The 22,150-nt window shown below is 62.2% G+C and carries 22 protein-coding genes; 8 read left to right on the top strand and 14 right to left on the bottom strand.

What is annotated here, in order from left to right; genetic code table 11:
* Positions 1-402, bottom strand: a 402-nt coding sequence (locus tag H6B31_RS13420; RefSeq protein ID WP_510186751.1) for a beta-ketoacyl-[acyl-carrier-protein] synthase family protein, incomplete at its 3' end; no start/stop codon positions are given.
* A gap of 183 nt (positions 403-585) precedes the next feature.
* Between H6B31_RS13420 and H6B31_RS13415 the strand changes: the two genes are divergently transcribed.
* The 3 genes from H6B31_RS13415 (at position 586) to H6B31_RS13405 (ending at position 2,950) form a co-directional block, all read left to right on the top strand.
* A complete protein-coding gene (locus H6B31_RS13415) occupies positions 586-1,581 on the top strand; it encodes a hypothetical protein (RefSeq protein WP_204898976.1) in 996 nt (331 codons plus the stop codon).
* Positions 1,578-2,303, top strand: a complete 726-nt coding sequence (locus H6B31_RS13410) for an NAD-dependent protein deacylase (protein WP_204898975.1) — start codon at positions 1,578-1,580, stop codon at positions 2,301-2,303. The genes H6B31_RS13415 and H6B31_RS13410 overlap by 4 nt, the downstream gene beginning before the upstream one ends.
* 152 nt (positions 2,304-2,455) lie before the next feature.
* The gene (locus tag H6B31_RS13405; RefSeq protein WP_204898974.1) at positions 2,456-2,950 is read left to right on the top strand and encodes a pyridoxamine 5'-phosphate oxidase family protein; all 495 of its coding nucleotides are present in this window, start codon (positions 2,456-2,458) and stop codon (positions 2,948-2,950) included.
* A 90-nt stretch (positions 2,951-3,040) separates the two neighbouring features.
* On the opposite strand, the gene H6B31_RS13400 is transcribed toward H6B31_RS13405, so the two are convergent.
* On the bottom strand, positions 3,041-4,306 hold the full coding sequence (locus H6B31_RS13400; protein ID WP_204898973.1) for a sensor histidine kinase: 1,266 nt from the start codon (positions 4,304-4,306) through the stop codon (positions 3,041-3,043).
* A 30-nt stretch (positions 4,307-4,336) separates the two neighbouring features.
* Positions 4,337-5,014, bottom strand: a complete 678-nt coding sequence (locus H6B31_RS13395) for a response regulator transcription factor (protein ID WP_204898972.1) — start codon at positions 5,012-5,014, stop codon at positions 4,337-4,339.
* 495 nt (positions 5,015-5,509) lie between these two features.
* On the opposite strand from H6B31_RS13395, the gene H6B31_RS13390 reads away from it, so the two are divergent.
* The 4 genes from H6B31_RS13390 to H6B31_RS13375 all read left to right on the top strand — a co-directional run bounded on the left by H6B31_RS13390 (position 5,510) and on the right by H6B31_RS13375 (position 10,452).
* Positions 5,510-6,289, top strand: a complete 780-nt coding sequence (locus H6B31_RS13390; protein ID WP_204898971.1) for a PhzF family protein — start codon at positions 5,510-5,512, stop codon at positions 6,287-6,289.
* A gap of 25 nt (positions 6,290-6,314) precedes the next feature.
* Complete coding sequence (locus H6B31_RS13385) at positions 6,315-6,791, top strand: DUF3887 domain-containing protein (RefSeq protein ID WP_204898970.1); 477 nt, start codon at positions 6,315-6,317, stop codon at positions 6,789-6,791.
* Positions 6,792-6,871: 80 nt separating this feature from the next.
* Positions 6,872-9,553, top strand: a complete 2,682-nt coding sequence (gene alaS, locus H6B31_RS13380) for an alanine--tRNA ligase (RefSeq protein ID WP_204898969.1) — start codon at positions 6,872-6,874, stop codon at positions 9,551-9,553.
* A gap of 266 nt (positions 9,554-9,819) precedes the next feature.
* Positions 9,820-10,452, top strand: coding sequence for a hypothetical protein (locus tag H6B31_RS13375; protein ID WP_204898968.1), 633 nt, complete (start codon positions 9,820-9,822; stop codon positions 10,450-10,452).
* A gap of 154 nt (positions 10,453-10,606) precedes the next feature.
* On the opposite strand, the gene H6B31_RS13370 is transcribed toward H6B31_RS13375, so the two are convergent.
* Positions 10,607-11,116 carry a helix-turn-helix domain-containing protein gene (locus tag H6B31_RS13370; RefSeq protein WP_204898967.1) on the bottom strand — a complete coding sequence of 170 codons (510 nt, stop codon included), beginning with the start codon at positions 11,114-11,116 and terminating at the stop codon, positions 10,607-10,609.
* 220 nt (positions 11,117-11,336) lie between these two features.
* On the opposite strand from H6B31_RS13370, the gene murC reads away from it, so the two are divergent.
* Positions 11,337-12,710: a UDP-N-acetylmuramate--L-alanine ligase gene (gene murC / locus H6B31_RS13365; RefSeq protein WP_204898966.1), complete on the top strand. Its 1,374-nt coding sequence runs from the start codon at positions 11,337-11,339 to the stop codon at positions 12,708-12,710.
* A gap of 88 nt (positions 12,711-12,798) precedes the next feature.
* Here murC and H6B31_RS13360 read toward each other — a convergent pair whose 3' ends face one another.
* The 10 genes from H6B31_RS13360 to metA form a co-directional block, all read right to left on the bottom strand.
* Positions 12,799-13,311 carry a DUF4358 domain-containing protein gene (locus H6B31_RS13360; protein WP_204898965.1) on the bottom strand — a complete coding sequence of 171 codons (513 nt, stop codon included), beginning with the start codon at positions 13,309-13,311 and terminating at the stop codon, positions 12,799-12,801.
* Between the two features lie 88 nt (positions 13,312-13,399).
* Positions 13,400-15,034: a sensor histidine kinase gene (locus H6B31_RS13355; RefSeq protein WP_243419054.1), complete on the bottom strand. Its 1,635-nt coding sequence runs from the start codon at positions 15,032-15,034 to the stop codon at positions 13,400-13,402.
* A gap of 36 nt (positions 15,035-15,070) precedes the next feature.
* On the bottom strand, positions 15,071-15,772 hold the full coding sequence (locus H6B31_RS13350; RefSeq protein WP_087292399.1) for a response regulator transcription factor: 702 nt from the start codon (positions 15,770-15,772) through the stop codon (positions 15,071-15,073).
* Between the two features lie 74 nt (positions 15,773-15,846).
* Positions 15,847-16,488 carry a phosphate signaling complex protein PhoU gene (gene phoU / locus H6B31_RS13345; RefSeq protein ID WP_087292402.1) on the bottom strand — a complete coding sequence of 214 codons (642 nt, stop codon included), beginning with the start codon at positions 16,486-16,488 and terminating at the stop codon, positions 15,847-15,849.
* Positions 16,488-17,243, bottom strand: a complete 756-nt coding sequence (gene pstB, locus H6B31_RS13340; RefSeq protein WP_207752341.1) for a phosphate ABC transporter ATP-binding protein PstB — start codon at positions 17,241-17,243, stop codon at positions 16,488-16,490. The genes phoU and pstB overlap by 1 nt, the downstream gene beginning before the upstream one ends.
* A 23-nt stretch (positions 17,244-17,266) precedes the next feature.
* Complete coding sequence (pstA, locus tag H6B31_RS13335) at positions 17,267-18,118, bottom strand: phosphate ABC transporter permease PstA (RefSeq protein ID WP_204898963.1); 852 nt, start codon at positions 18,116-18,118, stop codon at positions 17,267-17,269.
* 3 nt (positions 18,119-18,121) lie between these two features.
* Positions 18,122-19,054 (bottom strand): phosphate ABC transporter permease subunit PstC, encoded by a 933-nt coding sequence (gene pstC / locus H6B31_RS13330; protein WP_087292409.1) that lies wholly within the window; start codon positions 19,052-19,054, stop codon positions 18,122-18,124.
* 121 nt (positions 19,055-19,175) lie between these two features.
* A complete protein-coding gene (locus H6B31_RS13325; protein WP_204898962.1) occupies positions 19,176-20,072 on the bottom strand; it encodes a phosphate ABC transporter substrate-binding protein in 897 nt (298 codons plus the stop codon).
* 252 nt (positions 20,073-20,324) lie between these two features.
* On the bottom strand, positions 20,325-20,528 hold the full coding sequence (locus tag H6B31_RS13320; RefSeq protein ID WP_087292420.1) for a DUF378 domain-containing protein: 204 nt from the start codon (positions 20,526-20,528) through the stop codon (positions 20,325-20,327).
* 322 nt (positions 20,529-20,850) lie between these two features.
* Entirely contained in the window at positions 20,851-21,774 is a 924-nt protein-coding gene (gene metA / locus H6B31_RS13315) for a homoserine O-acetyltransferase MetA (RefSeq protein ID WP_204898961.1), read from the bottom strand.
* Positions 21,775-22,150: the final 376 nt, after the last annotated feature.

The following is a 22,150-nucleotide window of genomic DNA, read 5'->3' as shown; positions in this document are numbered from 1 at the left end:
CGCCCGCTCCCCAAAGCCCCCGTCCAGGGCCATGGACGCCAAAATCAGCCCCTCGCCGAAGGTAGAACAGGCCCCGTACAGGCCGAAGAAGGGGATTTTCTGCTCCCGGGCCGCGTAAGAGGAGCTGACGCACTGGTTGAGCAGGTCGCCGGCGAACAGATAGTCCAGCTGCTGGACGGTGAGCCCCCCTTTTTGGAGCGCAAGGGCCAGAGCCTTCTGCTGCATGGCCCGCTCGGACTGCTCCCAGGTGGCCTCCCCAAAGGTGTCGTCCTGGTCGACATAGTCAAAGCAGGCGGCCAGAGGGCCCTCCCCCTCCATGCGGCCTACCACATTGCCGGCGCAGAGGATTGTGGGGGGCGAGGCCAGTACCGCCGTCTGCTGTCCGGTCTTTTTTGCGCTCATGGGCGCACCTCCTCCCAAAACCGATAGGACCAGTATGACCCGCTCCTTGAAAAATATGCCGGCTGGCCGGAATTTTTGTGGAAAAAGGACAAGACGGATGGTATAATGAAGGGCGGAAGAATGGAAAAGTGCTGGAAACAGCGCGAGATCAGCAGGAGAGCTGTGAGAGGAGCGGTAAAACACATGCGGAACATACAGGAGATTGACCGGGAGCTGGAGCGCGCCCGACAGAAAATGGAGCGGTCCCGAAAGCTGGATGTGATCCTCCAGGACCTGAAGGAGCAGAGCGTCCGCCGCCGTCGGGCGGAGGAGGAGGCCCGGGCGATTTTGGAGAAAGAGCAGGGGGACGTGGAGGAGCTGGAGCGCATGTCCCTGGTGTCCTTCCTGGCCAGAATCCAGGGGGATCTGGAGAGCCGGAAGGCGGAGGAGCGCCGGGAGGCCGCCATGGCCAAGGCCCGGTACGACGCGGCTAAGTGGGACCTGGAGGATTTGGACCGGCGGCTCCGGGACTTTGCGCAGGAGAAGGAGAGCCTGCAGGGACTGGAGAAACAGTACCAGGCCCTGCTGGATGAAAAGGAGGCGGTGCTGCGCAGCCAGGGGGGCGCTCAGTCTCAGCGGCTGGGCCAGCTGGCCCAGGAGCAGGAGCACACCGCCGGGGAGCTGCGGGAGATCCAGGAGGCCATCCAGGCCGGTCTGGCCGCCCAGCGGGCCCTGGAGGAGATGAGCGGCGACCTGAGCGGCGCGGAGAACTGGGGCGTCTGGGATATGGTGGGGGGCGGCATCATGGCCACCTTTGCCAAGCACGGCTGCCTGGACGACGCCCAGGACGCCGCATATGAGGCTCGCCGGGCCCTGAGCCGCTTCCGCACGGAGCTGGCCGATGTGTCCTCGGAGCAGGTGCCCGATGTGGAACTGGGGGACTTTGCCGTCTTTGCCGACTACTTCTTTGACGGTCTGTTTGCCGACCTGTTTGTTCAGAGCCGCATCCGGGAGGCTCAGGAGCAGGTGGAGGCGGTGACCCAGCGGGTGGAGCGGCTCATTGTCCGCCTGCGGGACGAGCGGGAGAACCTGGAGGAGAAGCAGGGGCAGCTGGACTGGGAGCGGGAGCGCCTGCTCACCGCCCAGAACCGGGCCCAGCTCCAGAGCGGAGCGGAGACAGGGGAGGCGGTCCCCGTATGAGCGAGCTGGAGACCCTTCAGAGCTGGATTGACCAGAGCCATAACATTGTCTTTTTCGGCGGTGCGGGAGTGAGCACCGAATCAGGAATTAAGGATTTCCGGAGCCCCGACGGCCTCTACAATCAGCACTACAAGTTTCCCCCGGAGACCATGCTCAGCCGCAGCTTCTTTGACGCACATCCGGAGGAGTTTTTCCGCTTCTACCGGGACAAGATGCTCAATCCCGGGGCCAAGCCCAACGCCGCCCACAAGAAGCTGGCTGAGCTGGAGGCGGCGGGAAAGCTGCGCAGCGTCATCACCCAGAACATCGACGGCCTACACCAGGAGGCCGGGTCCCAGCGGGTGTGGGAGCTCCACGGCTCGGTGCTGCGCAACCGGTGCATGAAGTGCGGAAAGCCATACCCCACTGAATTTCTGGCAGAGTGCGAGGGGGTGCCCCGGTGCGCCTGCGGCGGGATCGTAAAGCCGGAGGTGGTCCTCTATGAGGAGAGCCTGGACGCCCATGTGCTGGAGGGAGCTGTGGCCGATCTGCGGCAGGCCGACCTGCTCATCATCGGGGGGACCTCCCTGGTGGTCTACCCCGCCGCCGGGCTCATCAACTACTACCGGGGGGACCGGCTGGTCCTCATCAACAAGACCCCCACCCCCTATGACCGGAGGGCCGACCTGGTGCTCACCGGACCCATTGGGGAGATTCTGGGGCAGATTCAGGCGAATGAGTAAATTTACCCCAGTAACGTAAAAAACTGGGCGGCTGGAACTGCTCCGGCCGCCCGGTTTCCCTGGAGGACCCCGGCCCCTGTTCCGGTCCGCTGCGATTTTGAAATTAGCGCCCCGTTTCCGGCAGGAACGGGGAGATGAGAGGAGCAATGTCTATGTTTCGTCCCTTGCGCCGCTTCAAGCAGGCCCTGTCCCCGGAGGAGTGCCGGGCAGTCTTGGAGCGGGGAACCTCCGGGGTGCTGGCCCTGTCCGGCGACGGAGGTTGGCCCTACGCCGTCCCCCTCAGCTATGTGTACGCGGACGGGAAGATTTACTTCCACTCCGCCAAATCGGGCCACAAGGTGGACGCCATTCGGAGCTGCCCCAGGGCCTCCTTCTGTGTCATCGACCAGGATCACATTGTCCCGGAGGAGTACACCACCTACTTCCGCAGCGTCATCGCCTTCGGCACCGTCCGGATTTTGGAGGAGGACGGGGAGAAGCGCGCCGCCATCGAGAAGCTGGCGGTGAAGTACGCCCCCGCCGACAGCAGGGAGAACCGGGATAGTGCCATTGACCGGGAGTGGGCGCCCCTGTGCATGCTGGAGATGGAAGTGGAGCATCTGTCCGGCAAGGAGGCCATCGAACTGGTGCGGCAGCGGGAGAGTTGACCCAGCCCTTGAAACGCCGAAGATAAAATGAGACCCCGCCTCACGCGCGGAGACGCGCTGTGGGGCGGGGCCTGTGCGTTTCAAGCGGATTTAAAAGACGGGGAATTTGCCCTCCATCCGACCGTGGGGGAGGGTGACGGTAAAGACAGTGCCCTCCTCCCGGCTGCTGCGGACCTCGATCTGGCCCCGGTGGGACTGGGCGATGGTGTGGGCGATAGCCAGCCCCAGGCCGTAGCCTCCCTCCTTCCGGCTGCGGGAGCCGTCCACCCGGTAGAACCGCTCAAACAGGTGCTCCAGGTGCTCCGGGGGGATGGGCTCGCCGGTGTTCCGCACGGAGAGGACCGCCCTCTCCTGCCGGCGGGAGAGGGCTACATCCACCCGGCCCTGTTCCCCGGCGTACTTGACCGCGTTGTCCAGCAGGATCATCACCAGCCGCTCTAAACTGTCCGGCTCTCCGGAGAGGGAGAGGCCGGGCTGGATGTGGCTGTTCAGTTCCACCTGCCGCTCAAAGGCCACCGACTCAAAGCGCAGCACGCACCCGGTGACCAGGTCGCTGAAATTGATCGTGCGGGAGTCCTTGGGCCGCTCCGCCCCGTCGTGCTTGGCCAGGAAGAGCATGTCCTCCACCAGCTCCTTCATCCGCTGGGCCTCCTCCTGGATGTAGCCCAGCCACTTGCGCTGGGAGGCCACTGTGGCGTCCGGGTGGGCGGCCATGATTCCGGTGTTGGCCAGAATCACCGTGAGGGGGGTCTTCAGCTCGTGGGAGGCGTCAGCCACAAACTGCCGCTGCTGGGTCCAGGCCCTCTCCACCGGCTTCAGGGACAGCCGGGCCAGAAACAGGCTGATGGCGAAAAACACCGCCAGAGCCGCCCCGCCGATGAGCAGAGAATTGACCATCAGCCGTCCCAGGGAGGCCCGCTCCCAGCTGAGGTCGGAGAAGGCGATGCGCACCCGTCCGTCGGAGAGCTGCTCCTGCTGGAACCGCAGACCAAGATTCTGCAAGGTGCCGGACGGGGCCTGGGCCTCCTGGATCTCCTGGACTGCCTGGGCCAGGGTGTCCTCTGTGACCTTGACCTGGCTGCCTTCCTCCAGGGTGAGGGTTCCATCCGCCTCAATGGTGACGCAGAACACGGGAATGGCCCAGCGCCACTCCCGCGCCCCGCCCTGGTCGGGCAGGTGAAGCTCCAGCTGGGGCGGGATGCCGTCCTGGCGCAGGGCCAGCTTCATGGCGGCGGCGCTCTCCCGCTCCAGCTGCTGGGCTGTGGAGATCATCAGGGCCCCGAACACAGCCAGCAGCACCACCGTCACCAGCAGCATATTGGTGAGGATAAATTTCAGCCGCAGCCTGCGCAGCATGCCGCTCTCCCCCTTTTTTCGTTGGAACGATTACTTCTGAGGCGTATCCAGGAAGTACCCCACCTTCCGCACGGTGGAGATGGACACCTGGCTGTTGAGAAAGACCAGCTTCTTCCGCAGGAAGGAGATATAGACCTCCACATTGTTGTCCTCCGCCTCGGAGTCCAGCCCCCAGATCTTGGAGATCAGGGTCTCCTTGGTGACCACGTTCCCGTTGTTCACCATGAGCAGGCGGAGCACCTCAAACTCCTTGAAGCCCAGCCGCACCGACCGCTCCCCCGCCGACAGCAGGCGGGAGGTGCAGTCCAGGCTCAGGTCGTTCACCGTGAGCACGTCGCTCAAGACCTCCCCCTGCCGCCGGGTGAGGGCCCGCACCCGGGCCATGAGCTCGCCGGTGTCAAAGGGCTTGGTCATGTAGTCGTCCGCCCCGCAGTCCAGGCCGCTGATTTTGTCGCTCACATCGTCCCGGGCGGTGAGCATCAGAATGGGGGTGGACACGTGGGCCGCCCGCAGCCGCTGGGCCACCTGGAACCCGTCCACCTTTGGGAGCATCACATCCAAAATAATCAGGTCGTACTGGCCCGCCAGTCCGTAATCCACTCCGTCCGCCCCGTCGTATACGGTGTCCACCTGATAGCGCTGGTCCTCCAGCAGCTGCCGCAGGGTCTCTGCCAGACGCGTCTCGTCCTCTACAATTAAGATCCGCATCACTGCGCCTCCTGTTCTTTGGTTGGTGTATGGGCATTATACGGGTTCAACCTGAAATCTGTCTGAATGGATGGCAAGAACCTGTTTTTCCTCATTATACTATAACCCGAAACGGGCGGCAAGAAAGATCGGAGGACGGCTGATATTGATTTCTTGAAATCCAGGGGCGGAAAAGAGGAAATGTGCCCCTTGACAAGGGAGAAAACTATGATAAAATAACTCTGTTAAACGCCTTGATGGAGCAAAGCGCCGCGGTTGGCTGTCAGCGAGAGGGGATGGTGAGAGCCCTCGGCCGGGACCGGGGCGCGGGCCACTCCGGAGCGGCCCGGGAGGACCGGGACGGCTCATCCCCGTTACTGCGGATGACAACGAGGGGTCCCCGTCTGGGGATCATCAGGGTGGTACCGTGGAAGACTTGCTTTCGCCCCTGAACCGGGTTCTGGATGGAACCTGGTTCAGGGGCGTTTTCGTTGGAAAAGGAAGGAGACGCAAGTGATGAAGCAGTATGTGGTGGACGCCTTTGCCGACCGCGTATTTGAGGGAAACCCGGCGGCGGTGTGCCTGCCGGAGTCCTGGCCCAGCGAGGAGCAGATGATGGCCATTACCCGGGAAAACAACCTGTCCGAGACGGCCTTTGCCGTCCGGGAGGGGGAGGACTGGCGGCTACGCTGGTTCACCCCCGGGGGCGAGATCGACCTGTGCGGCCACGCCACCCTGGCGGCCGCCTATGCCATCAGCCGGTTTGTGGACCCGGATGTGGCGGAGCTGCGGTTTCAGACCCTCAGCGGCCTGCTGACCGTGAAGCGGGAGGGGGAGCTCTACTCCATGGACTTCCCCGCCTACGCGCTCAAGCCCCTGGAGGTCACCGACGCCATCACCGAGGCGCTTGGGGCCCGGCCGAAGGAGGTCTGGCGGGCCAGAGATCTGGTGTGCGTCTTTGACGACCCCCAGCAGGTCATTCAGATGAAGCCCGACCTGGACAAGGTGAGGGCACTGAAGGGGGCGCTGATGCAGGTCACCGCCCCGGGGACGGGGACGGAGTTTGACTGCATCTCCCGCACCTTCGCCCCCAAGATGGAGGTGCCCGAGGACCCGGTGTGCGGCTCCGGCCACTGCCACATCGTGCCCTACTGGGCGGCGAAGCTGGGAAAGAGCGAGCTGACGGCCCGGCAGGCATCCCCCCGGGGCGGCACCCTGTACTGCCGTCTGGAGGGGGACCGGGTGATCCTGGCGGGGCGCGCGGCTCTGTACTCTGTGGCAGAGCTGATGGTATAAGGGTATTTGAAGGAGGAAAAACAACATGAAGAAACTCTGTATGCTCACGGCCGCGGCGCTGGCCCTGATGCTTCTGGCGGGCTGTTCCGCCCAGGAGGAGACGGAGCCCCTGCCCGCGAGCATGGATCAGGAGACCGTTCTGGCCGCCGGAGAGGAGATTTTGAACCAGCTTCTGGACGGGGAATATGAGGCGGTCTATGGGGAGTTCCGGGAGGACATCCGGGCGAACCTGACTGTGGAGAGCGTTCAGGAGCTGATCGAGTCCGAGACCCAGGAGGCCGGGACCTACGAGGGCATTGAGAAGGCGGACACCATCGGCAGCACCGAGGGGGAGGAACACGGCATCGCCCGCTTCCTGTGCAACTTCTCGGAGGAGGATGTGGCCATCAATCTGGCCTTTGACCCCGATATGGAGCTCATCGGCCTGTCCGCCGGGGTCCAGACCTCCGGCTGGAGCTTCTCCAATCTGACCGGCAACCTGAGCGGGCTGTTCGGGGGATAAGCCGCCGGAGGCCCGGGAAAAGCCGGGCTCATCAATATAGTTACACAAGAAAAAGATCGATATTTGGGAGGTAATTGATTATGCGAGACCCGAAACCTTTTGGATTGAACGAGCTGCGGGAGATGTTCCTGAAATTTTTTGAGACCAAGGAGCACCTGCGTCTCCCCAGCTTCTCTCTGATTCCTCAGAATGACGCGTCCCTGCTGCTCATCAACAGCGGCATGGCCCCCATGAAGCCCTGGTTCACCGGGGAGCAGGAGCCCCCCCGCCACCGGGTATGCACCTGTCAGAAGTGCATCCGCACCGGCGACATTGAGAACATCGGCAAGACCGCCCGCCACGGCACTTATTTCGAGATGCTGGGCAACTTCTCCTTCGGGGACTACTTCAAAAAGGACGCCATCCACTGGGCCTGGGAGTTCCTCACCTCCCCCGAGTGGGTGGGCCTGGACCCGGACCGGCTCTACCCCTCCGTCTTTGCCGGCAATGAGACCACCCCCGCCGACGACGAGGCGTTCCGCATCTGGAACGAGGAGATTGGCATCCCCGCCGAGCGCATCTTCAAGTTCGGCAAGGAGGACAACTTCTGGGAGCACGGCTCCGGCCCCTGCGGCCCCTGCTCCGAGATCTACTACGACCGGGGCCCCGAGTGGGGCTGCGGCAAGCCCGGCTGTACCGTGGGCTGCGACTGCGACCGGTATATCGAGGTGTGGAACATCGTCTTCTCCCAGTTCGACAACGACGGCGAGGGCCACTACACTGAGCTCAAGCAGAAGAACATCGACACCGGCATGGGCCTGGAGCGCCTGGCCTGCGTGTGCCAGAAGGTGCCCTCCCTGTTTGACGTGGACACGGTGATGAACATCACCCACAAGGTCACCGAGCTCACCGGGGCCTCCTACGGCCAGAGCCACGGTGTGGACGTGTCCCTGCGGGTCATCACCGACCACATCCGCTCCGCCACCTTTATGATCTGCGACGGGGTGCTCCCCTCCAACGAGGGCCGGGGCTATGTGCTGCGCCGCCTGCTGCGCCGGGCCGCCCGCCACGGCAAGCTGCTGGGGGTGAACGAGCCCTTCCTGTACAAGGTGTGTGACACCGTCATCCACGAGAACGAGGGCCACTACCCCGAGCTGCGGGAGCGCCAGGACTATATCACCAAGGTCATCCGGGTGGAGGAGGAGAACTTCGCCAAGACCATCGACGGCGGCCTGAGAATTTTCAACGACATGCTCGCCCAGCACCAGGAGAAGGGGGAGAAGGTCTTCTCCGGCGAGGACGCTTTCAAGCTGTACGACACCTACGGCTTCCCCATGGATCTGACCCTGGAGATGGTGGAGGAGCAGGGCATGACCCTGGACGAGAAGGCCTTCCATTCTCTTATGGAGGAGCAGCGCCAGCGGGCCCGGAAGGCCCGGGAGGCCCTGGGCGACCTGGGCTGGGCCGGCGTGGAGTTCGGCAAGGATGTGCCCGAGACCGAGTTTATGGGCTATGAGAACAACTCCATCACCGGCGCCAAGGTGGTGGCCCTGGTGGTGGAGAATGAGCAGGCCGAGGAGCTCATGCCCGGGGTAGAGGGCATTGTGGTGCTGGACAAGACCCCCTTCTACGCGGAGATGGGCGGCCAGGTGGCCGACCACGGCGTCATCGCCAAGAGCGGCGAAAACGGCTGCCTGTTTACCGTCACCGACGTGCAGAAGAACAAGGGCGGCAAGTATATGCACTACGGCAAGGTCACCGAGGGCACTCTGAAGCTGGGGGACACCGTCTCCGCCCAGATCGACGTGCCCCGCCGGAACGCCGTCCGCCGGGCCCACACCGCCACCCACCTGCTCCACAAGGCCCTGCAGACCGTGCTGGGCAGCCATGTGCACCAGGCCGGATCTCTGGTGGAGCCCGACTACCTGCGCTTTGACTTCACCCACTTCTCCGCCATGACCGCTGAGGAGCTGAGTGAGGTAAGCCGTATTGTGAACGAGTCCATCCTGGAGGGCTACTCCGTGGATACCAAGGTCATGGGTATCGAGGAGGCCAAGCAGACCGGGGCTACCGCCCTCTTTGGGGAGAAGTACGGCGACCAGGTCCGTGTGGTGGATATGGGCGGCTACTCTGTGGAGTTCTGCGGCGGCACCCACCTGGACAACACCGCCAAGGTGGGCGTGTTCCACATCAGCAGCGAGTTCTCCGTGGCCAGCGGCGTGCGCCGCATCGAGGCCACCACGGGCCTGAAGTCCCTGGAGGTGATGAACCGGAACCAGGAGCTGCTGTTCCAGGCCGCCGCTGTGCTGAAGGCAAAGCCCGGTGAGCTGCGGGAGAAGGCGGAGCAGGCCATGAGCGACCTGAAGGCCCTGCACCAGGCGGTGGAGCGCTTCAAGGCCAAGGAGTCCGCCGGTGAGACGGAGCGCATCCTGTTCGGCGCCCGGTCCGTGGGCGATCTGAAGGTGCTCACCGCCACCGTCAACGAGGCGGACGCCAACAAGCTGCGCCAGATGGGCGACCTGCTCCGGGACAAGGCCCCCAACGGCGTGGGCGTTCTGGCCACCGTCAACGGGGAGAAGATCACCTTCCTGGCCGTGTGCGGCAAGGAGGCCGTGGCCAAGGGCATCAAGGCCGGCGACATCATTAAGGCGGTCACCGCCATCTGCGGCGGCAAAGGCGGCGGCAAGCCCGACAGCGCCATGGGCGGCGGTACAGATATTTCTAAGCTGGATAACGCCCTGGCCTGTGTGGACGACTTTGTGTCTCAGAAGCTGGGACTGTAAGTATTGCTCCCAATCATTTGAACTGATTTGGGCGGGCGGTTCCTTCATGGGGACCGCCCGCCCTGCTCGTTCTCCCTGGCATAGGACCCTGGACGTGCAAGCGTTTCTGCCGGATTCTTCATTTCTTGCGGCTATTCGTCTGAAACCACCGCGTGGACGCAGCTTTTTGTAACCGTTTTTTCATTTTTATGTCATCAGTTTGACAAGAGACTGACGGCGTTCCGTGATATACTGGTTCCAGAAACCGAGGAAAGGAGGGTCCTGCTGTGAAAAAGCTGATCCTATCCCTGACACTGATCGCCCTGCTGACCGCCTCTCTGGGCGGCGCGGCCTTTGCCCAGTCCCAGCAGGAGCCGCTTCCCGAGGTGACCACCGAGACAGCCCAGGGGAGCGCTCCCGCCCAGGCGGACGCCTCCCAGTCTATGTATCCCGCCGTCCACGCCCTGGTGATGGCCATGACGGAGAACCACCTGGATTACGACCCGGAGGACCCGGAGTTCCTGTGGACCAGTCTCTACTATATGCTCAGCCTGTATGGAGAGATGGATGAGCGCTCGGAGCTCACCGACGACACCCTGATCCTTCCCAGTGAGGTGGTTCAGGACTACGCGGCGGCCCTCTACCCCGATGTAGCCACTCTGCCGGAGATCCCCGCCCCTATTTCTGAGCGCATCTCCTACCGCGCCTCGGACGGAACCTACCGTCTGGCCCGGGGCGACGAGGGGCTCTCCCAGGTGACGGTGGAGCCGCCCATCTATCTGAGCAGCGGCCCCGTCGTGATGAACGGAGCCCTGAAGTCCCTGGAGGACGGCAGCGATCTGCGAAAGTTCCAGGTGACCCTGGCCGCCCGGGACTGCATGTTCGGCTACATCATCACTGATTTGACATTTTCTGATTGAATTTCTCCTCTTTAGGAAGAAAGCCCGATCTGCGATCGGGCTTTCTTCCTGCTTGCCGGATTGAGAGGCCGGTATTTTGGGGAGACTGACGGAAAATGGAACCCACTCTGGCCGGAATTCGAGGATTGAACTGCGGAAGGAATGGGAAACGGCCTCACGATCGCTTTTGTGTCAAACAGATTCCGGCGACGGCTCCCACAAAGACAAGAGGAGCCAGCCGGACAAACAGCCACTCAAAGGCGTGAAAGAGTACTCCGACAACAGCGGTTTCAGGGTCGCTGTAATCCCAGCTTAAGTATGGACTGTTCCACACAAATAAGGCCGCGAAAATGAGTATGACCGCCCCGCACAGTGCAATGCACGCACAGCGGAGTATTTTCCGATGCATGTCCTTCCGCCGCGCCAGCTGCAGGTTGATGACCTCCAGCCTCTGGGAGATCGCGCTCAGGTCCTCGGCCTTCGTCTCGGCAACCGTTTCGCCGAGCAGCGTGCTCACAGGCGTCTCAAGCGCCTCTGATATGGCAAGCAGCATGTCGGAATCAGGGACCGACAATCCCTGTTCCCATTTTGAGATCGTCTGCCGCACCACGTTCAGCTTGATGGCCAGCTCCTCCTGGGAAAGACCTTTTGATTTCCGGATCGCTCTGATATTTTCGTTCAGCATGGGGATACGCTCCTTTCTTGTCAGCTCTATTGTACGAAAAACAGCCCGTTGCCGCAAGCAACGCAGATTAACATGGGGACCAAATCAGCCATACAGAACGTGACGGCCTGTGTAAATCATCCTACCGCGCAGAAGGAACGGCTGGATTTTGCTCTTGTTCTCCTGCCTGCGGTGTACTATAATGAAGAAACAAAATGATTTGTGTTTGAGGTGTGTCTGAATGAAGCCTGACATCCATGCATATATCCGCCCCGGTGCCCACGCCCATCTGGTGGGCATCGGCGGCGTGTCCATGTCCCCCCTGGCCGAGGTGCTCCACGGGGCGGGCGTAAAGATTACCGGCTCGGACATGAACGACAGCGAGTCGGTGGAGCATCTGCGCGCCCTGGGCATCCCGGTGGTCATCGGCCACAGGGGGGAGAGCGTCCAGGGGGCGGGCTGTGTCATCCGCACCGCCGCCGTCCACGACGACAACCCGGAGATCGCCGCCGCCCACGCCGCCGGCATCCCGGTCTTTGAGCGGGCGGAGGCCTGGGGGGCCATTATGCGCCACTATCAGAACGCCCTGTGTGTGGCGGGCACCCACGGAAAGACCACCACCACCTCCATGTGCACCCAAATTTTTCTGGCCGCCCAGCGGGACCCCACGGTGATGATCGGGGGCACCCTCCCCGCTCTGGGGGCGGGACACCGGGTGGGAAAGGGGGACACCATCATTCTGGAGTCCTGCGAGTACTGCAACTCCTTCCTCTCCTTTTTCCCCACCGTGGCGGTGATCCTGAATGTGGACGCGGACCATCTGGACTTTTTCAAGGACCTGGAGGATGTGAAGCACTCCTTCCGCCGCTTTGCCCAGCTGGTGCCGGAGGGCGGCATGGTCATTGCCGACGGGGACGACAAAAATACCATGGATGCCCTGAAGGACCTGGGAAAGCCCATGCTCACCTTTGGGCTGGAACAGGGAGATATCCACGCGGCCGGTCTCACCTATGAGAAGGGGGTGGGCTCCTTCGACCTGATCTACCGGGGAGAGGACCTGGGCCGGATTACTCTCCGGGTCCCGGGGGTCCACAATGTGCGCAACGCCCTGGCGGCCGCCGGGGCCGCCCTCCAGCTGAGGGTGCCCTTTGCCGCCATTCAGGAGGGGCTCCACGCCTTTACCGGGGCGGGCCGCCGCTTTGAGCGGAAAGGGGAGTACCACGGGGCGGTGCTCTATGACGACTATGCCCACCACCCCGGGGAGCTGCGGGCCCTGCTGTCCACCGTGAAAACCCTGGGGTACGACCGGGTGGTCTGTGCCTTCCAGCCCCACACCTACTCCCGGACCAAGGAGCTCTTTGACGACTTTGTGGAGGTGCTCAAACTGCCGGACAAGGTGCTCCTGGCGGAGATCTTTGCAGCCCGGGAGACGGACACCCTAGGGATCTCCTCCAAAGACCTGGCCGACCGCATTCCCAGAGCGGAGTACTGTCCCACCCTGGAGGATGTGACCGACCGCCTGGCCCAGCTGGCACAGCCGGGGGACCTGCTCCTCACCGTGGGCGCGGGGGACATCCATGTGGCGGGAGAGCGCCTGCTGGAGCGAACGGAATAATAGAAAAGGCCATGGTTCTGGCAATACAGGGAAAATTTCAAAGGGCGCGGCCATTTGGCCGCGCCCTTCTGTTTTGTGAGTCCGCCGATTAAGCGCGCTCCAACTCCCCGCGGATGGCCTCAAACACCGCATCGCCGTCCTGGCACATGACCAGCAGGACGGTGCCGTCCTCCAAGGTCTCCAGCTGGGCCTCCTGAGCCACCTGGTACTGGTCGGGCAGGTAGAACTCAAAGCTGCTCTGCTGCCGGTCCACATAGCCCTGGAGGGCCTCCCGCACCGCGTCCGTTTTGCCCTGTACCGGCTGGACGGCGGCGATGGCGTATGCCTGGGTGTTCATCACGGATACGCTGGCTCCGAAGGCCTCCACGTCCTCCTCCGCCAGCCCCAGAGACTCCAGAGCCAGCGCGGAGGTCCCGTCCTCCGGATCAAATCGGCTGATTACCGGGTTGTACTCCACCATTTCGCCGCCGTGGTTTGTGATGGCCTGGACGTACAGGTCGGTCCACTCCTCCGCCGTACGCTCCGGCTCCCTGCCGGAGCAGCCGGTCAGGGCGGCCAGGGCCAGCGCCGCGGCGCATAAGAGCGCAGCTCTCTTTTTCATCAGCAATCCTCCCATGCTGCAAAAATCAGGGCCGCCGGACAGTGGTCCGGCGGCCCGTTGTTGGCAGGATGCCCGCTTTCACAGCGCTTTATTCATGGTGCGGGAACAGCAGCTGGACGGAGGTCCCCCGGCCCACCTGGCTGTCCATGTGGATCTGGGCTCCGTGGAGGGAGGCCCCGTGCTTCACAATAGACAGACCCAGCCCGGTGCCGCCGATCTCCTTGGAGTGGCTCTTGTCCACCCGGTAGAACCGCTCGAACACCCGGGACTGGTCCTCCACCGGAATGCCGATGCCGGTGTCTTCCACGGTGACCTCGGCCGACCCGTCGTCGGCGGGGGCCACCGTCACATTGACGGTGCCGCCCGGATGGTTGTACTTGATGGCGTTGTCACACAGGTTGTACACCATCTCGTCCAGCACGCTGGGGATGCCGCGCACCTCCACCGACAGGCCCATCACCTTCAGAGTGACTCCGGCCTTCTGGGCGGCGGAGTCCAGCCGCCGGGCCACGTCCTGGGCGACGGAGAGGAGATTCACCGGCTCCCGCTCCAGGCTCTCGGCCCCCTCGTCCAGCCGGGAGAGGCGGATGATGTCCTCCACCAGGGCGATGAGGCGCTGGGCCTCCTGGTAGATGTCGCCGGCAAAGCTCTGGATGTCCTCGGGCTTGACCATGCCGCTCTGCATGATCTCTGCGATGCCGGAGATGGAGGTGAGGGGGGTTTTCAGCTCGTGGGAGACATTGGCGGTGAACTCCCGCCGCAGCTCGTCCCGCTGTTCCTGCTCGGTCACATCCAGAAGCACCAGCACCGCGCCGGCGGGTTTTCCGTCGGCCAGCACCGGGTTGGCCAGCAGTTTGCAGTACCGGCCGTTCAGATGGAGCATCTGCTGGCTGCGCTTGCCCGAGAGGGCCTCGTCCACCGCCTGGCGGAAGGGCTCCTCCCGGTTGAGCACCAGCACATTGACTTCGCCCTCCGGCTCCTCCACGCCCAGCAGGCGCAGAGCGCCCGAGTTGTGGGAGAGCACGTGGCCCTGCCGGTCCAGAAGCAGAAAGCCCTCGGACATGTTGTCGGTGAGGGCGGCAAACTCGGTCTGCCGCTGCTTGAGCAGATTCATCTGCTGCTGGATGGTGTCGTTCTGCCGCTTCAGGCGGGAGAGGAGGGGGGTGAGCTCGTCGTAGGTCTCACAGTCCTCCGGGTGCTCCAGATCCAGGCTCAGAATCGGCTTGATCAGCCCCTTGGACAGCCGGGAGGCCAGCACCGCCGAGAGCAGCAGAGACAGAACCAGGATGATCAAAATGGGCTGGATCATGGAGATGAGCAGCAGCCCCACCGTCTTCTGGGCGCTGGCCAGACGGATCACCGTCCCGTCGGAGAGCCGCTGGGTGACATACAGGGTCTGCTCCGACAGAGTGGAGGAGAAGCGCTGGGCGGTGCCCGTCTCAGAGGTCAGGGCCTCCCGGATCTCCTCCCGGTCGGCGTGGTTCTCCATGGTGGAGGCGTCCGCCTCATTGTCGTAGAGGACTGTGCCGTCGGCGGCCACCCAGGTCACCCGGCTGGTGGTGTGCAGGCCGTTGAGGTAATCCATGCCGTCCAGCTCCACCCCGCGGGACACCAGCCAGGTCTCGCTCTCCAGCTCGGTCATCATCTGGTCGCTGAAATACTGGTACAGCATCCCCATAAAGAGGGCAATGGACAGTACCATCACCGATACTGCCACTGCCATGGAAGTACGAAAGAGTTTTGCCGTCATGTCCGCTCCTTATTCGTTCCGGGCCGTGCCCGCTGAAAGGTCTGTGCTGATCTTATAACCGATGCCCCGCACCGTCTCGATGCAGTCCCCAGAGTGTCCCAGCTTCTGCCGCAGGGTGCGGATGTGCACATCCACCGTGCGGCTGGCCCCGTCGAACTCATAGCCCCAGATGGTGTTGAGCAGCTGGTCCCGGGTAAAGACGGTGCCCGCCCGCTCCAGCAGGAGGCAGAGCACCTGAAACTCCTTCAGGGTCAGGGTGACCTCCCGGTCCCCGTCCCGGACGATGTGCCGGGCCGGGTCCACAAAGAGGGAACCCAGGGAGTAGGTCTTTTCCTTGGGGGCCTCCTGCCCGCCGTGGCGCAGGGCGGCCCGGATGCGGGCCATCAGCTCCATCATGCCGAAGGGCTTGGCCACATAGTCGTCGGCCCCCTCATCCAGGCCCAGCACCTTGTCATACTCGGTGCTTTTGGCGGTGAGCATGATAATAGGCACGCCCTTGGTGGCCGGCAGGGAGCGCAGGCGCTTGAGCACCTGGAGCCCGTCCTCCTCCGGCAGCATGATGTCCAACAGGACCAGCTCCGGTGTCTTCTGCTCCAGCGCCTCCCAGAACTGGGACGGGCGCTCGAAGCCCTCGGCCTCCATGCCCTGGCTTTGGATGGTGTAGACCACCAGCTTCCGGATGCTGGCGTCGTCCTCCAGTATATAGATCACGGCGTTTCAACCCCTTACATGTATCTGATTGAGAAGGAGCGGGCGTCGTCCGTCCGCTCCTAAAATATATTTGATTAGTCCTCGCTGTGCTGTCCGGTGAGGGAGTACTCCACCCACTGGGCGATGTTCACCGCATGGTCGCCGATGCGCTCCAGGTACTTGGCGATCATCAGCAGGTCGATGCACACCTCGCCGTCGTCCCCCTGGCCGATGAGGCGGATCAGCTCGTTCTTCACGTTCAGGAACAGCTCGTCGATCTCGTCGTCCTTGCGGACCACGCTCTGGGCCAGCTCCAGGTTTTTGCGCACATAGGAGTCAATGCTGTCGGTGACCATGCCGATGACGCTGCGGGCCATCTCCGCAATGGACACCCGGCTGGTGAGGGGACTGTCGGCAATGAAGCGGGTGATCTCGGCGATGTCCGCGGCCTGGTCGCCGATGCGCTCCATATCGGAGATCATCTTCAGGGCCGCCGAAATGGCACGCAGGTCACTGGCCACCGGCTGCTGCTGCAGCAGCAGCTTCATGCACAGGTTTTCAATGTCCCGCTCCTTCTGATCGATCTCCCGCTCGGCCGCCATGGCGGATTCCCGAAGATCGTCGTCCTGATCCAGCAGGGCCTTGGTGGCGGCGGAGATACCCTCCTCGCACAGTGCGCCCATCCGGATGAGCTCTACATTCAGCTGCTCCAGCTGTTCGTTGAATTTGTCCCGCATTATCCGAACCTCCCGGTGATGTAGTCTTCCGTCTTCTTGTTCTTGGGCATGGAGAACATCTGCTCGGTGTCGCCGAACTCCACCAGCTCTCCCAGCAGGAAGAAGGCGGTTTTGTCGGAAATACGGGCGGCCTGCTGCATGTTGTGGGTGACCATGATGATAGTATAATCCTTTTTCAGCTCGGCGGCAAGATCTTCGATCTTAGAAGTGGAGATAGGGTCCAGCGCGGAGGTGGACTCGTCCATGAGCAGGACGTCCGGCTTGACGGCCAGGGCCCGGGCGATGCACAGGCGCTGCTGCTGGCCGCCGGACAGGCCCAGAGCGGACTTCTTCAGGCGGTCCTTCACCTCGTCCCAGATGGCGGCCCCCCGCAGGGACTCCTCCACGATCTCGTCCAGCTTTACCTTGCTGCGGATGCCGTGGGTGCGGGGACCGTAGGCCACGTTGTCATAGATGGACATGGGGAAGGGATTGGCCTTCTGGAACACCATGCCGATCTGCTTGCGCAGCCAGGTGGTGTCCACGCCGGGGTCGTAGATGTTCTGACCGCCGTAGTTGATCTCCCCCTCGATGCGGATGCCCTCCACCAGGTCGTTCATGCGGTTGAGGGTCTTCAGGAAGGTGGACTTGCCGCAGCCGGAGGGGCCGATGAGGGCGGTGATTTCGTGCTCGGGGATCTCGATATTCACATCGTGGAGGGCGTGGTGGGCCCCGTACCACAGATTTAAATTCTTGGCTTCAATGATGGTGGACATATTCTGATTCTCCCTATTCCGAATTATTTCTTGAGCTTGCGGCCCACCAGGCTGGCGGACAGGTTGATGACCAGGGTCAGCACCATCAGGATGGTGGCGATGGCGAAGGCCACGTCGGTCTCGCCACGCTCGCTGGCATAGACGTACAGGGCTACGGTCAGGCTGGCGGAGGAGGACTCCAACGAAGAGAAGAAGTTGTTGAGCACCAGGCCGAAACCGGCGGTATACAGCAGGGCGGCGGACTCGCCCACGATACGGCCCACGGCCAGGATGCAGCCGGTGACGATGCCGTCGATGGCATTGGGCAGCACCACGGTGCGGATCATGTGCCACTTGCCGGCGCCCAGGGCCAGGGAGCCCTCCCGGTAGGACTGGGGCACCGTCTTCAGGGACTCCTGAGTGGTGCGGACGATGGTGGGCAGGATCATCACTACCAGGGTCAGGCCGCCGGCCAGCACGCCGGTCTGCCAGCCCACCAGCTGGATGAAGAACAGCATGCCCACCAGGCCGAAGATGATGGAGGGGATGCCGGTGAGGGTCTCGGTGGCGAACTCGATCATGGATACCAGCTTGCGGTTGGTGGCATACTCGGTCAGGTAGATGGCGGCGCCCACGCCCAGGGGCAGCACAATCACCATGGCCAGGGCGACCAGGTAGATGGTGTTCAGGATATTGGGCAGGATGCCGATGGTGTCGTTGATGTAGCTGGACTCGGTGGTCAGCAGGCTGAGGCTGATGTGGGGGATGCCCCGGAAGAAGATATAGCCGATGATCAGCACCAGCAGGGCGCAGGTGAGGAAGCCGCACAGGTACAGCAGAGCCCGCAGGCCCCGGTCATAGAGGCGGCGGCTGGGAGAGAGTGTCTTGCTTTCCATGGCTCAGCCCTCCTTTTTGTTTTTGATGAACACGTTCAGGAAGACGTTGATCATCATAATGAACAGGAACAGCACCAGGCCGATGGAGAACAGGGCGTTGCGGTGCAGGGAGCCCACGGAGGCGTAGGACATCTCCGAGGCGATGGCGGTGGTGAGGAAGCGCACCGGGGTGAGCAGGCCGGGCATATTGGCCACATTGCCCGCCACCATGATGATGGCCATGGCCTCGCCGATGGCGCGGCCGATGCCCAAGACGATGGCGGTGGCGATGCCGCTGCGGGCGGCGGGGACGGTCACCCGGAACACCGTCTCGATGTGGGTGGCGCCCAGGGCCAGGGAGGCCTCTTCATACTCCCGGGGCACCGCCCGCAGGGCGGTCTCCGACACGGAGATGATGGAGGGCAGGATCATAATGGACAGAACGATGATAGCGGCCAGCAGCGTGGCGCCGGAGGGGAGGCCGAAGGCCACCCGGATGGCGGGGACCAGCAGGATCATACCCACCAGGCCGTACACCACCGAGGGGATGCCGGCCAGCAGCTCCACAGCGGTATGGACCACCTTGGCCAGCTTGGGGTTGGCCACCTTGGCCAGGAAAATGGCGGTCATCAGGCCGATGGGCACGCCGATCAGAATGGCACCGGCCGTACCGGCGATGGAGGTGAGGATGATGGCGAAGATGCCGAAGTCCCCGGTAGAGGCGTACCAGCGGGTCCCGAACAGGAAATTGATGGGGCCGATTTCCAGGATGGCGGGCAGGCCGGAGATCACCAGATAGATGCTGATGATGAGCACAAAGGCCACGGCCACCATGCCGCACAGGAAAAACAGGGCGTTCATGAAGACCTCCAGCGGCTTGCGCTTGGCCTTCACCTTATATTTGGGCTGTCCCACGGCGGACCCGTCCACGGCGGCGCCCACAGTTTCGTATTCCATAGTATTCTCCTTCTAACGCGGGGACCCGCGGCCCCCTCCTTCAATTCTCAATTCACACAAGCGGCCGCCGCCCCAGGGTGGAACGGCGGCTGCTCCGCGTATCACAGATTCGGTGCTTCCCTTAGGCAGCGGAAGCGGCGTCGGTGCCGGCCACGGGCACAGCGCCAGCGCTCTCGATCAGGGAGTTGGCGTCCTCAGAGGTAGCCCAGTCAAAGAAGGCCTGAGCGGCGTCGGACAGGGCCTCGTCGGTACGGGTGGCGAACACGAAGGGACGCTGAATGGCGTAGGAGCCGTCCAGAACGGTCTCCTCAGAGGGAGCCACGCCGCCCACGGTCAGAACGGTGATGCCCTCCTGGCCCTCAACAGCGGACAGAGAGGCGTAGCCGATGGCGCCGGGGGTGGTGCGCACGGCCTCGATGACGGCGCCGGTGGAGTTCAGCTCCTGGGCCAGCACACAGGTGTCCTCGGTGCCGGTGATGGACTCGAAGCCGTCGCGGGTGCCGGAGCCGGACTCACGGCCGATGACGGCGATGGCGCCGGCGTCGCTGCCGAACTCGGACCAGTCGGTGACCTCGCCGGTGTAGATCTGAGCGATCTGCTCCAGGGTCAGGTCGGTGACGGAATTCTCAGCGTTGACAATGATGGCGATGCCGTCCAGAGCCACGATAGTCTCAGTCAGGCCGCCGGCCTTCTCCTCGTCCTTCAGGGCGCGGGAGGCCAGGCCGATGTCGCAGCTGCCGTTGGTCACGGCCTCGATGCCGGCGCCGGAGCCGGTGGGGTTATAAGTAACAGACACGTCGGGGTGATCGGCCATGAACTGCTCGCCCAGCACGCCGATGACGGACTCCATGGAGGTAGAACCGTCGGTGGCCACAGAGCCGCTCAGCTCAGTGGTGGAGGCGGAAGCGTCGGGGGTGGAGCCATCGGGCTCGCTGGTGCTGGCGTCGTTGCCGCCGCAGCCGGCCAGCAGGCCGAGGGCAAGGACCATGGACAGGCCAACGCAGGTAAACTTTTTCATTTTCATCGTTCTCCTTTATTGAAGTGATTATGTAGTTTCTTCTTCGGATTACGGTTGCCAGTATAAAAAGCCAATGTAAAATTGGAAACAGCCTCAATGTTAAATACATGTAAAATGAAATTTTATTTTGTAAAATCTGGCCCTTTTGAACAAAAGAGCAGGTTTTTGAACATTATGACATGTAAAATAAGACGGCTGGGATACGAGATCCCAGCCGCCCTTCTAACAGAAAGGTTCCGCCCCGTCCGCGGGTCAGTTTTTCTTGTCCGACATATCCCGGAACAGCAGAGAGATGCACCACACGGCGGACAGGCCCACGATGGTATAGATGATCCGGCTGATCATGCTGGCCGATCCGCCGCAGGCGAAGGCCACCAGGTCGAACTGGAACAGCCCCACGCTGCCCCAGTTCAGACCGCCGATGATCAGCAGGGCCAGGGCGATTTTATCAATAATCACGGTTTCTTACCTCCTCCGAATTGGGCTTCGCAGGTAGTTTGTCCCGCTGGGGGAAAAACATGCAGGAAAGAGGGGGCTGGTGGAAAAATCGAGGGTACAGTCAGAACCTGCCGCACCGGGAAAATTGTTTGTTTAAACGCTGTTAAAGTAAATACTGTGGTTCAATTCAAGGAGGAGGGGGCTGGGAAAGCGCTGTGTATTTTGCCTGCCGGTTTTCGGTCAGGGGGTGAGAGCCGGAAAGACAGATTCATAATATAATGAACAGCAGCGGCGGGCCGATCGTGGGATGGCCTGCCGCTGCTGTTCATATATCTGAAAATTATGTGCCGGAGATATTTCTCAAATCATAGGGGGTCGTCTGATATACATAATAATTGAGCCAGTTGGTGTAGAAGAGCTGACCCGCAGAACGCCAGCGCACCACGGGGGGCTGGCTGGGGTCATTGTTGGGGAAGTAGTTGTCCGGGATGTTGATGTCGATCCCCTTGTTCACGTCCCGGAAATACTCGCTGGCCAAGGTCTCCGGGTCGTACTCCGGATGGCCGGTGATAAAGAACCGGCGGTTGTCCGAACTCTTGACGGCAAATACTCCGGCCTGCTCCGAGACGGCCAGCAGCTCCAGCTCGGGCACCTTTTGAATGTCCTCCAGCTTGTTTTCCGTGTAGCGGGAGTGGGGAACATAGAAAATGTCGTCAAACCCCCGGAACAGGGGGGACTGGGGACGGACCATGGTGTGGGGGAACACGCCAAAGAGCTTTTTGCCCAGGTTATACTTGGGGATTCCATAGTGGTAGTAAAGCCCGGCCTGCGCCCCCCAGCAGATGTGGAGGGTGGAGTGGACGTGGGTGGTGGTCCAGTCCATGATCTGACACAGCTCGTCCCAGTAGTCCACGTCGGTGAAGTCCAGGTTTTCCACCGGAGCTCCGGTGATGATCATGCCGTCGTAATTCCGGTCCTTGATCTGGTCAAAGGAGGTATAGAAGGAGGACAGATGCTCCGCGTCGGTGTTCTGAGAGACGTGGCTGAGGGTGTGGAGCAACTCCACCTGTACCTGCAGCGGGGAGTTGGACAGCTTCCGCAACAGCTGGGTTTCGGTCACGATCTTCGTGGGCATCAGATTCAGGATTAGCAGCTTCAGCGGGCGGATGTCCTGGTGCATGGCCCGGTACTCTGTCATGACAAAGATATTTTCGCTCTCCAAAGTGGCGGTGGCGGGCAGAGAGTCGGGAATTTTGATTGGCATGGGAAAGACCTCTTTCCTATTTAAATATAGTATCGTAAGGATAGATTCAAGGGTATCATAATTGCGGTGGTTGTGCAAGAGAGAATTTCGTGGAGAAATGTGCGCCACACACGGACAAAAGGGGGTGAGAGGGCAATTTGCAGAAAAAACGCGAAAAAGAGGAAAAAAGTGCTTGACAAGGGGGATGGTGTGTGGTATCCTACGTAAGCTGTCCGCGAGGGCAGTGGAAAACTCCCTTCCAGAGCGAGTTGAGCACGAAAACAAATCGAAAAAGATTTGAAAAAAGTGCTTGACAAAGTGAGGAAGCGGTGGTAATATAAACAGGTCGTCCGCGAGGGCGGCCGGGGAGTGAACCGGACGGTTTCCTCTTGGAAAA

Origin of the sequence: Pseudoflavonifractor capillosus, assembly GCF_016899775.1 — a bacterium.
Lineage (GTDB): Bacteria > Bacillota > Clostridia > Oscillospirales > Oscillospiraceae > Lawsonibacter.
The sequence above is the reverse complement of the archived record's forward strand: the minus strand, read 5'-3'. Positions and strand labels throughout refer to the sequence as shown.

What these genes read in the sequence shown, in the direction of transcription:
- H6B31_RS13355 (WP_243419054.1), bottom strand. Translation starts at nt 15,034, where the DNA reads ATGGCAGTGGCAGTATCGGTGATGGTACTGTCCATTGCCCTCTTTATG.
- H6B31_RS13400 (WP_204898973.1), bottom strand. Translation starts at nt 4,306, where the DNA reads ATGCTGCGCAGGCTGCGGCTGAAATTTATCCTCACCAATATGCTGCTG.
- H6B31_RS13325 (WP_204898962.1), bottom strand. Translation starts at nt 20,072, where the DNA reads ATGAAAAAGTTTACCTGCGTTGGCCTGTCCATGGTCCTTGCCCTCGGC.
- pstB (WP_207752341.1), bottom strand. Translation starts at nt 17,243, where the DNA reads ATGTCCACCATCATTGAAGCCAAGAATTTAAATCTGTGGTACGGGGCC.
- H6B31_RS13405 (WP_204898974.1), top strand. Translation starts at nt 2,456, where the DNA reads ATGTTTCGTCCCTTGCGCCGCTTCAAGCAGGCCCTGTCCCCGGAGGAG.
- H6B31_RS13385 (WP_204898970.1), top strand. Translation starts at nt 6,315, where the DNA reads ATGAAGAAACTCTGTATGCTCACGGCCGCGGCGCTGGCCCTGATGCTT.
- H6B31_RS13395 (WP_204898972.1), bottom strand. Translation starts at nt 5,014, where the DNA reads ATGCGGATCTTAATTGTAGAGGACGAGACGCGTCTGGCAGAGACCCTG.
- H6B31_RS13360 (WP_204898965.1), bottom strand. Translation starts at nt 13,311, where the DNA reads ATGAAAAAGAGAGCTGCGCTCTTATGCGCCGCGGCGCTGGCCCTGGCC.
- H6B31_RS13370 (WP_204898967.1), bottom strand. Translation starts at nt 11,116, where the DNA reads ATGCTGAACGAAAATATCAGAGCGATCCGGAAATCAAAAGGTCTTTCC.
- phoU (WP_087292402.1), bottom strand. Translation starts at nt 16,488, where the DNA reads ATGCGGGACAAATTCAACGAACAGCTGGAGCAGCTGAATGTAGAGCTC.
- pstC (WP_087292409.1), bottom strand. Translation starts at nt 19,054, where the DNA reads ATGGAATACGAAACTGTGGGCGCCGCCGTGGACGGGTCCGCCGTGGGA.
- metA (WP_204898961.1), bottom strand. Translation starts at nt 21,774, where the DNA reads ATGCCAATCAAAATTCCCGACTCTCTGCCCGCCACCGCCACTTTGGAG.
- H6B31_RS13410 (WP_204898975.1), top strand. Translation starts at nt 1,578, where the DNA reads ATGAGCGAGCTGGAGACCCTTCAGAGCTGGATTGACCAGAGCCATAAC.
- pstA (WP_204898963.1), bottom strand. Translation starts at nt 18,118, where the DNA reads ATGGAAAGCAAGACACTCTCTCCCAGCCGCCGCCTCTATGACCGGGGC.
- murC (WP_204898966.1), top strand. Translation starts at nt 11,337, where the DNA reads ATGAAGCCTGACATCCATGCATATATCCGCCCCGGTGCCCACGCCCAT.
- H6B31_RS13415 (WP_204898976.1), top strand. Translation starts at nt 586, where the DNA reads ATGCGGAACATACAGGAGATTGACCGGGAGCTGGAGCGCGCCCGACAG.
- alaS (WP_204898969.1), top strand. Translation starts at nt 6,872, where the DNA reads ATGCGAGACCCGAAACCTTTTGGATTGAACGAGCTGCGGGAGATGTTC.
- H6B31_RS13390 (WP_204898971.1), top strand. Translation starts at nt 5,510, where the DNA reads ATGAAGCAGTATGTGGTGGACGCCTTTGCCGACCGCGTATTTGAGGGA.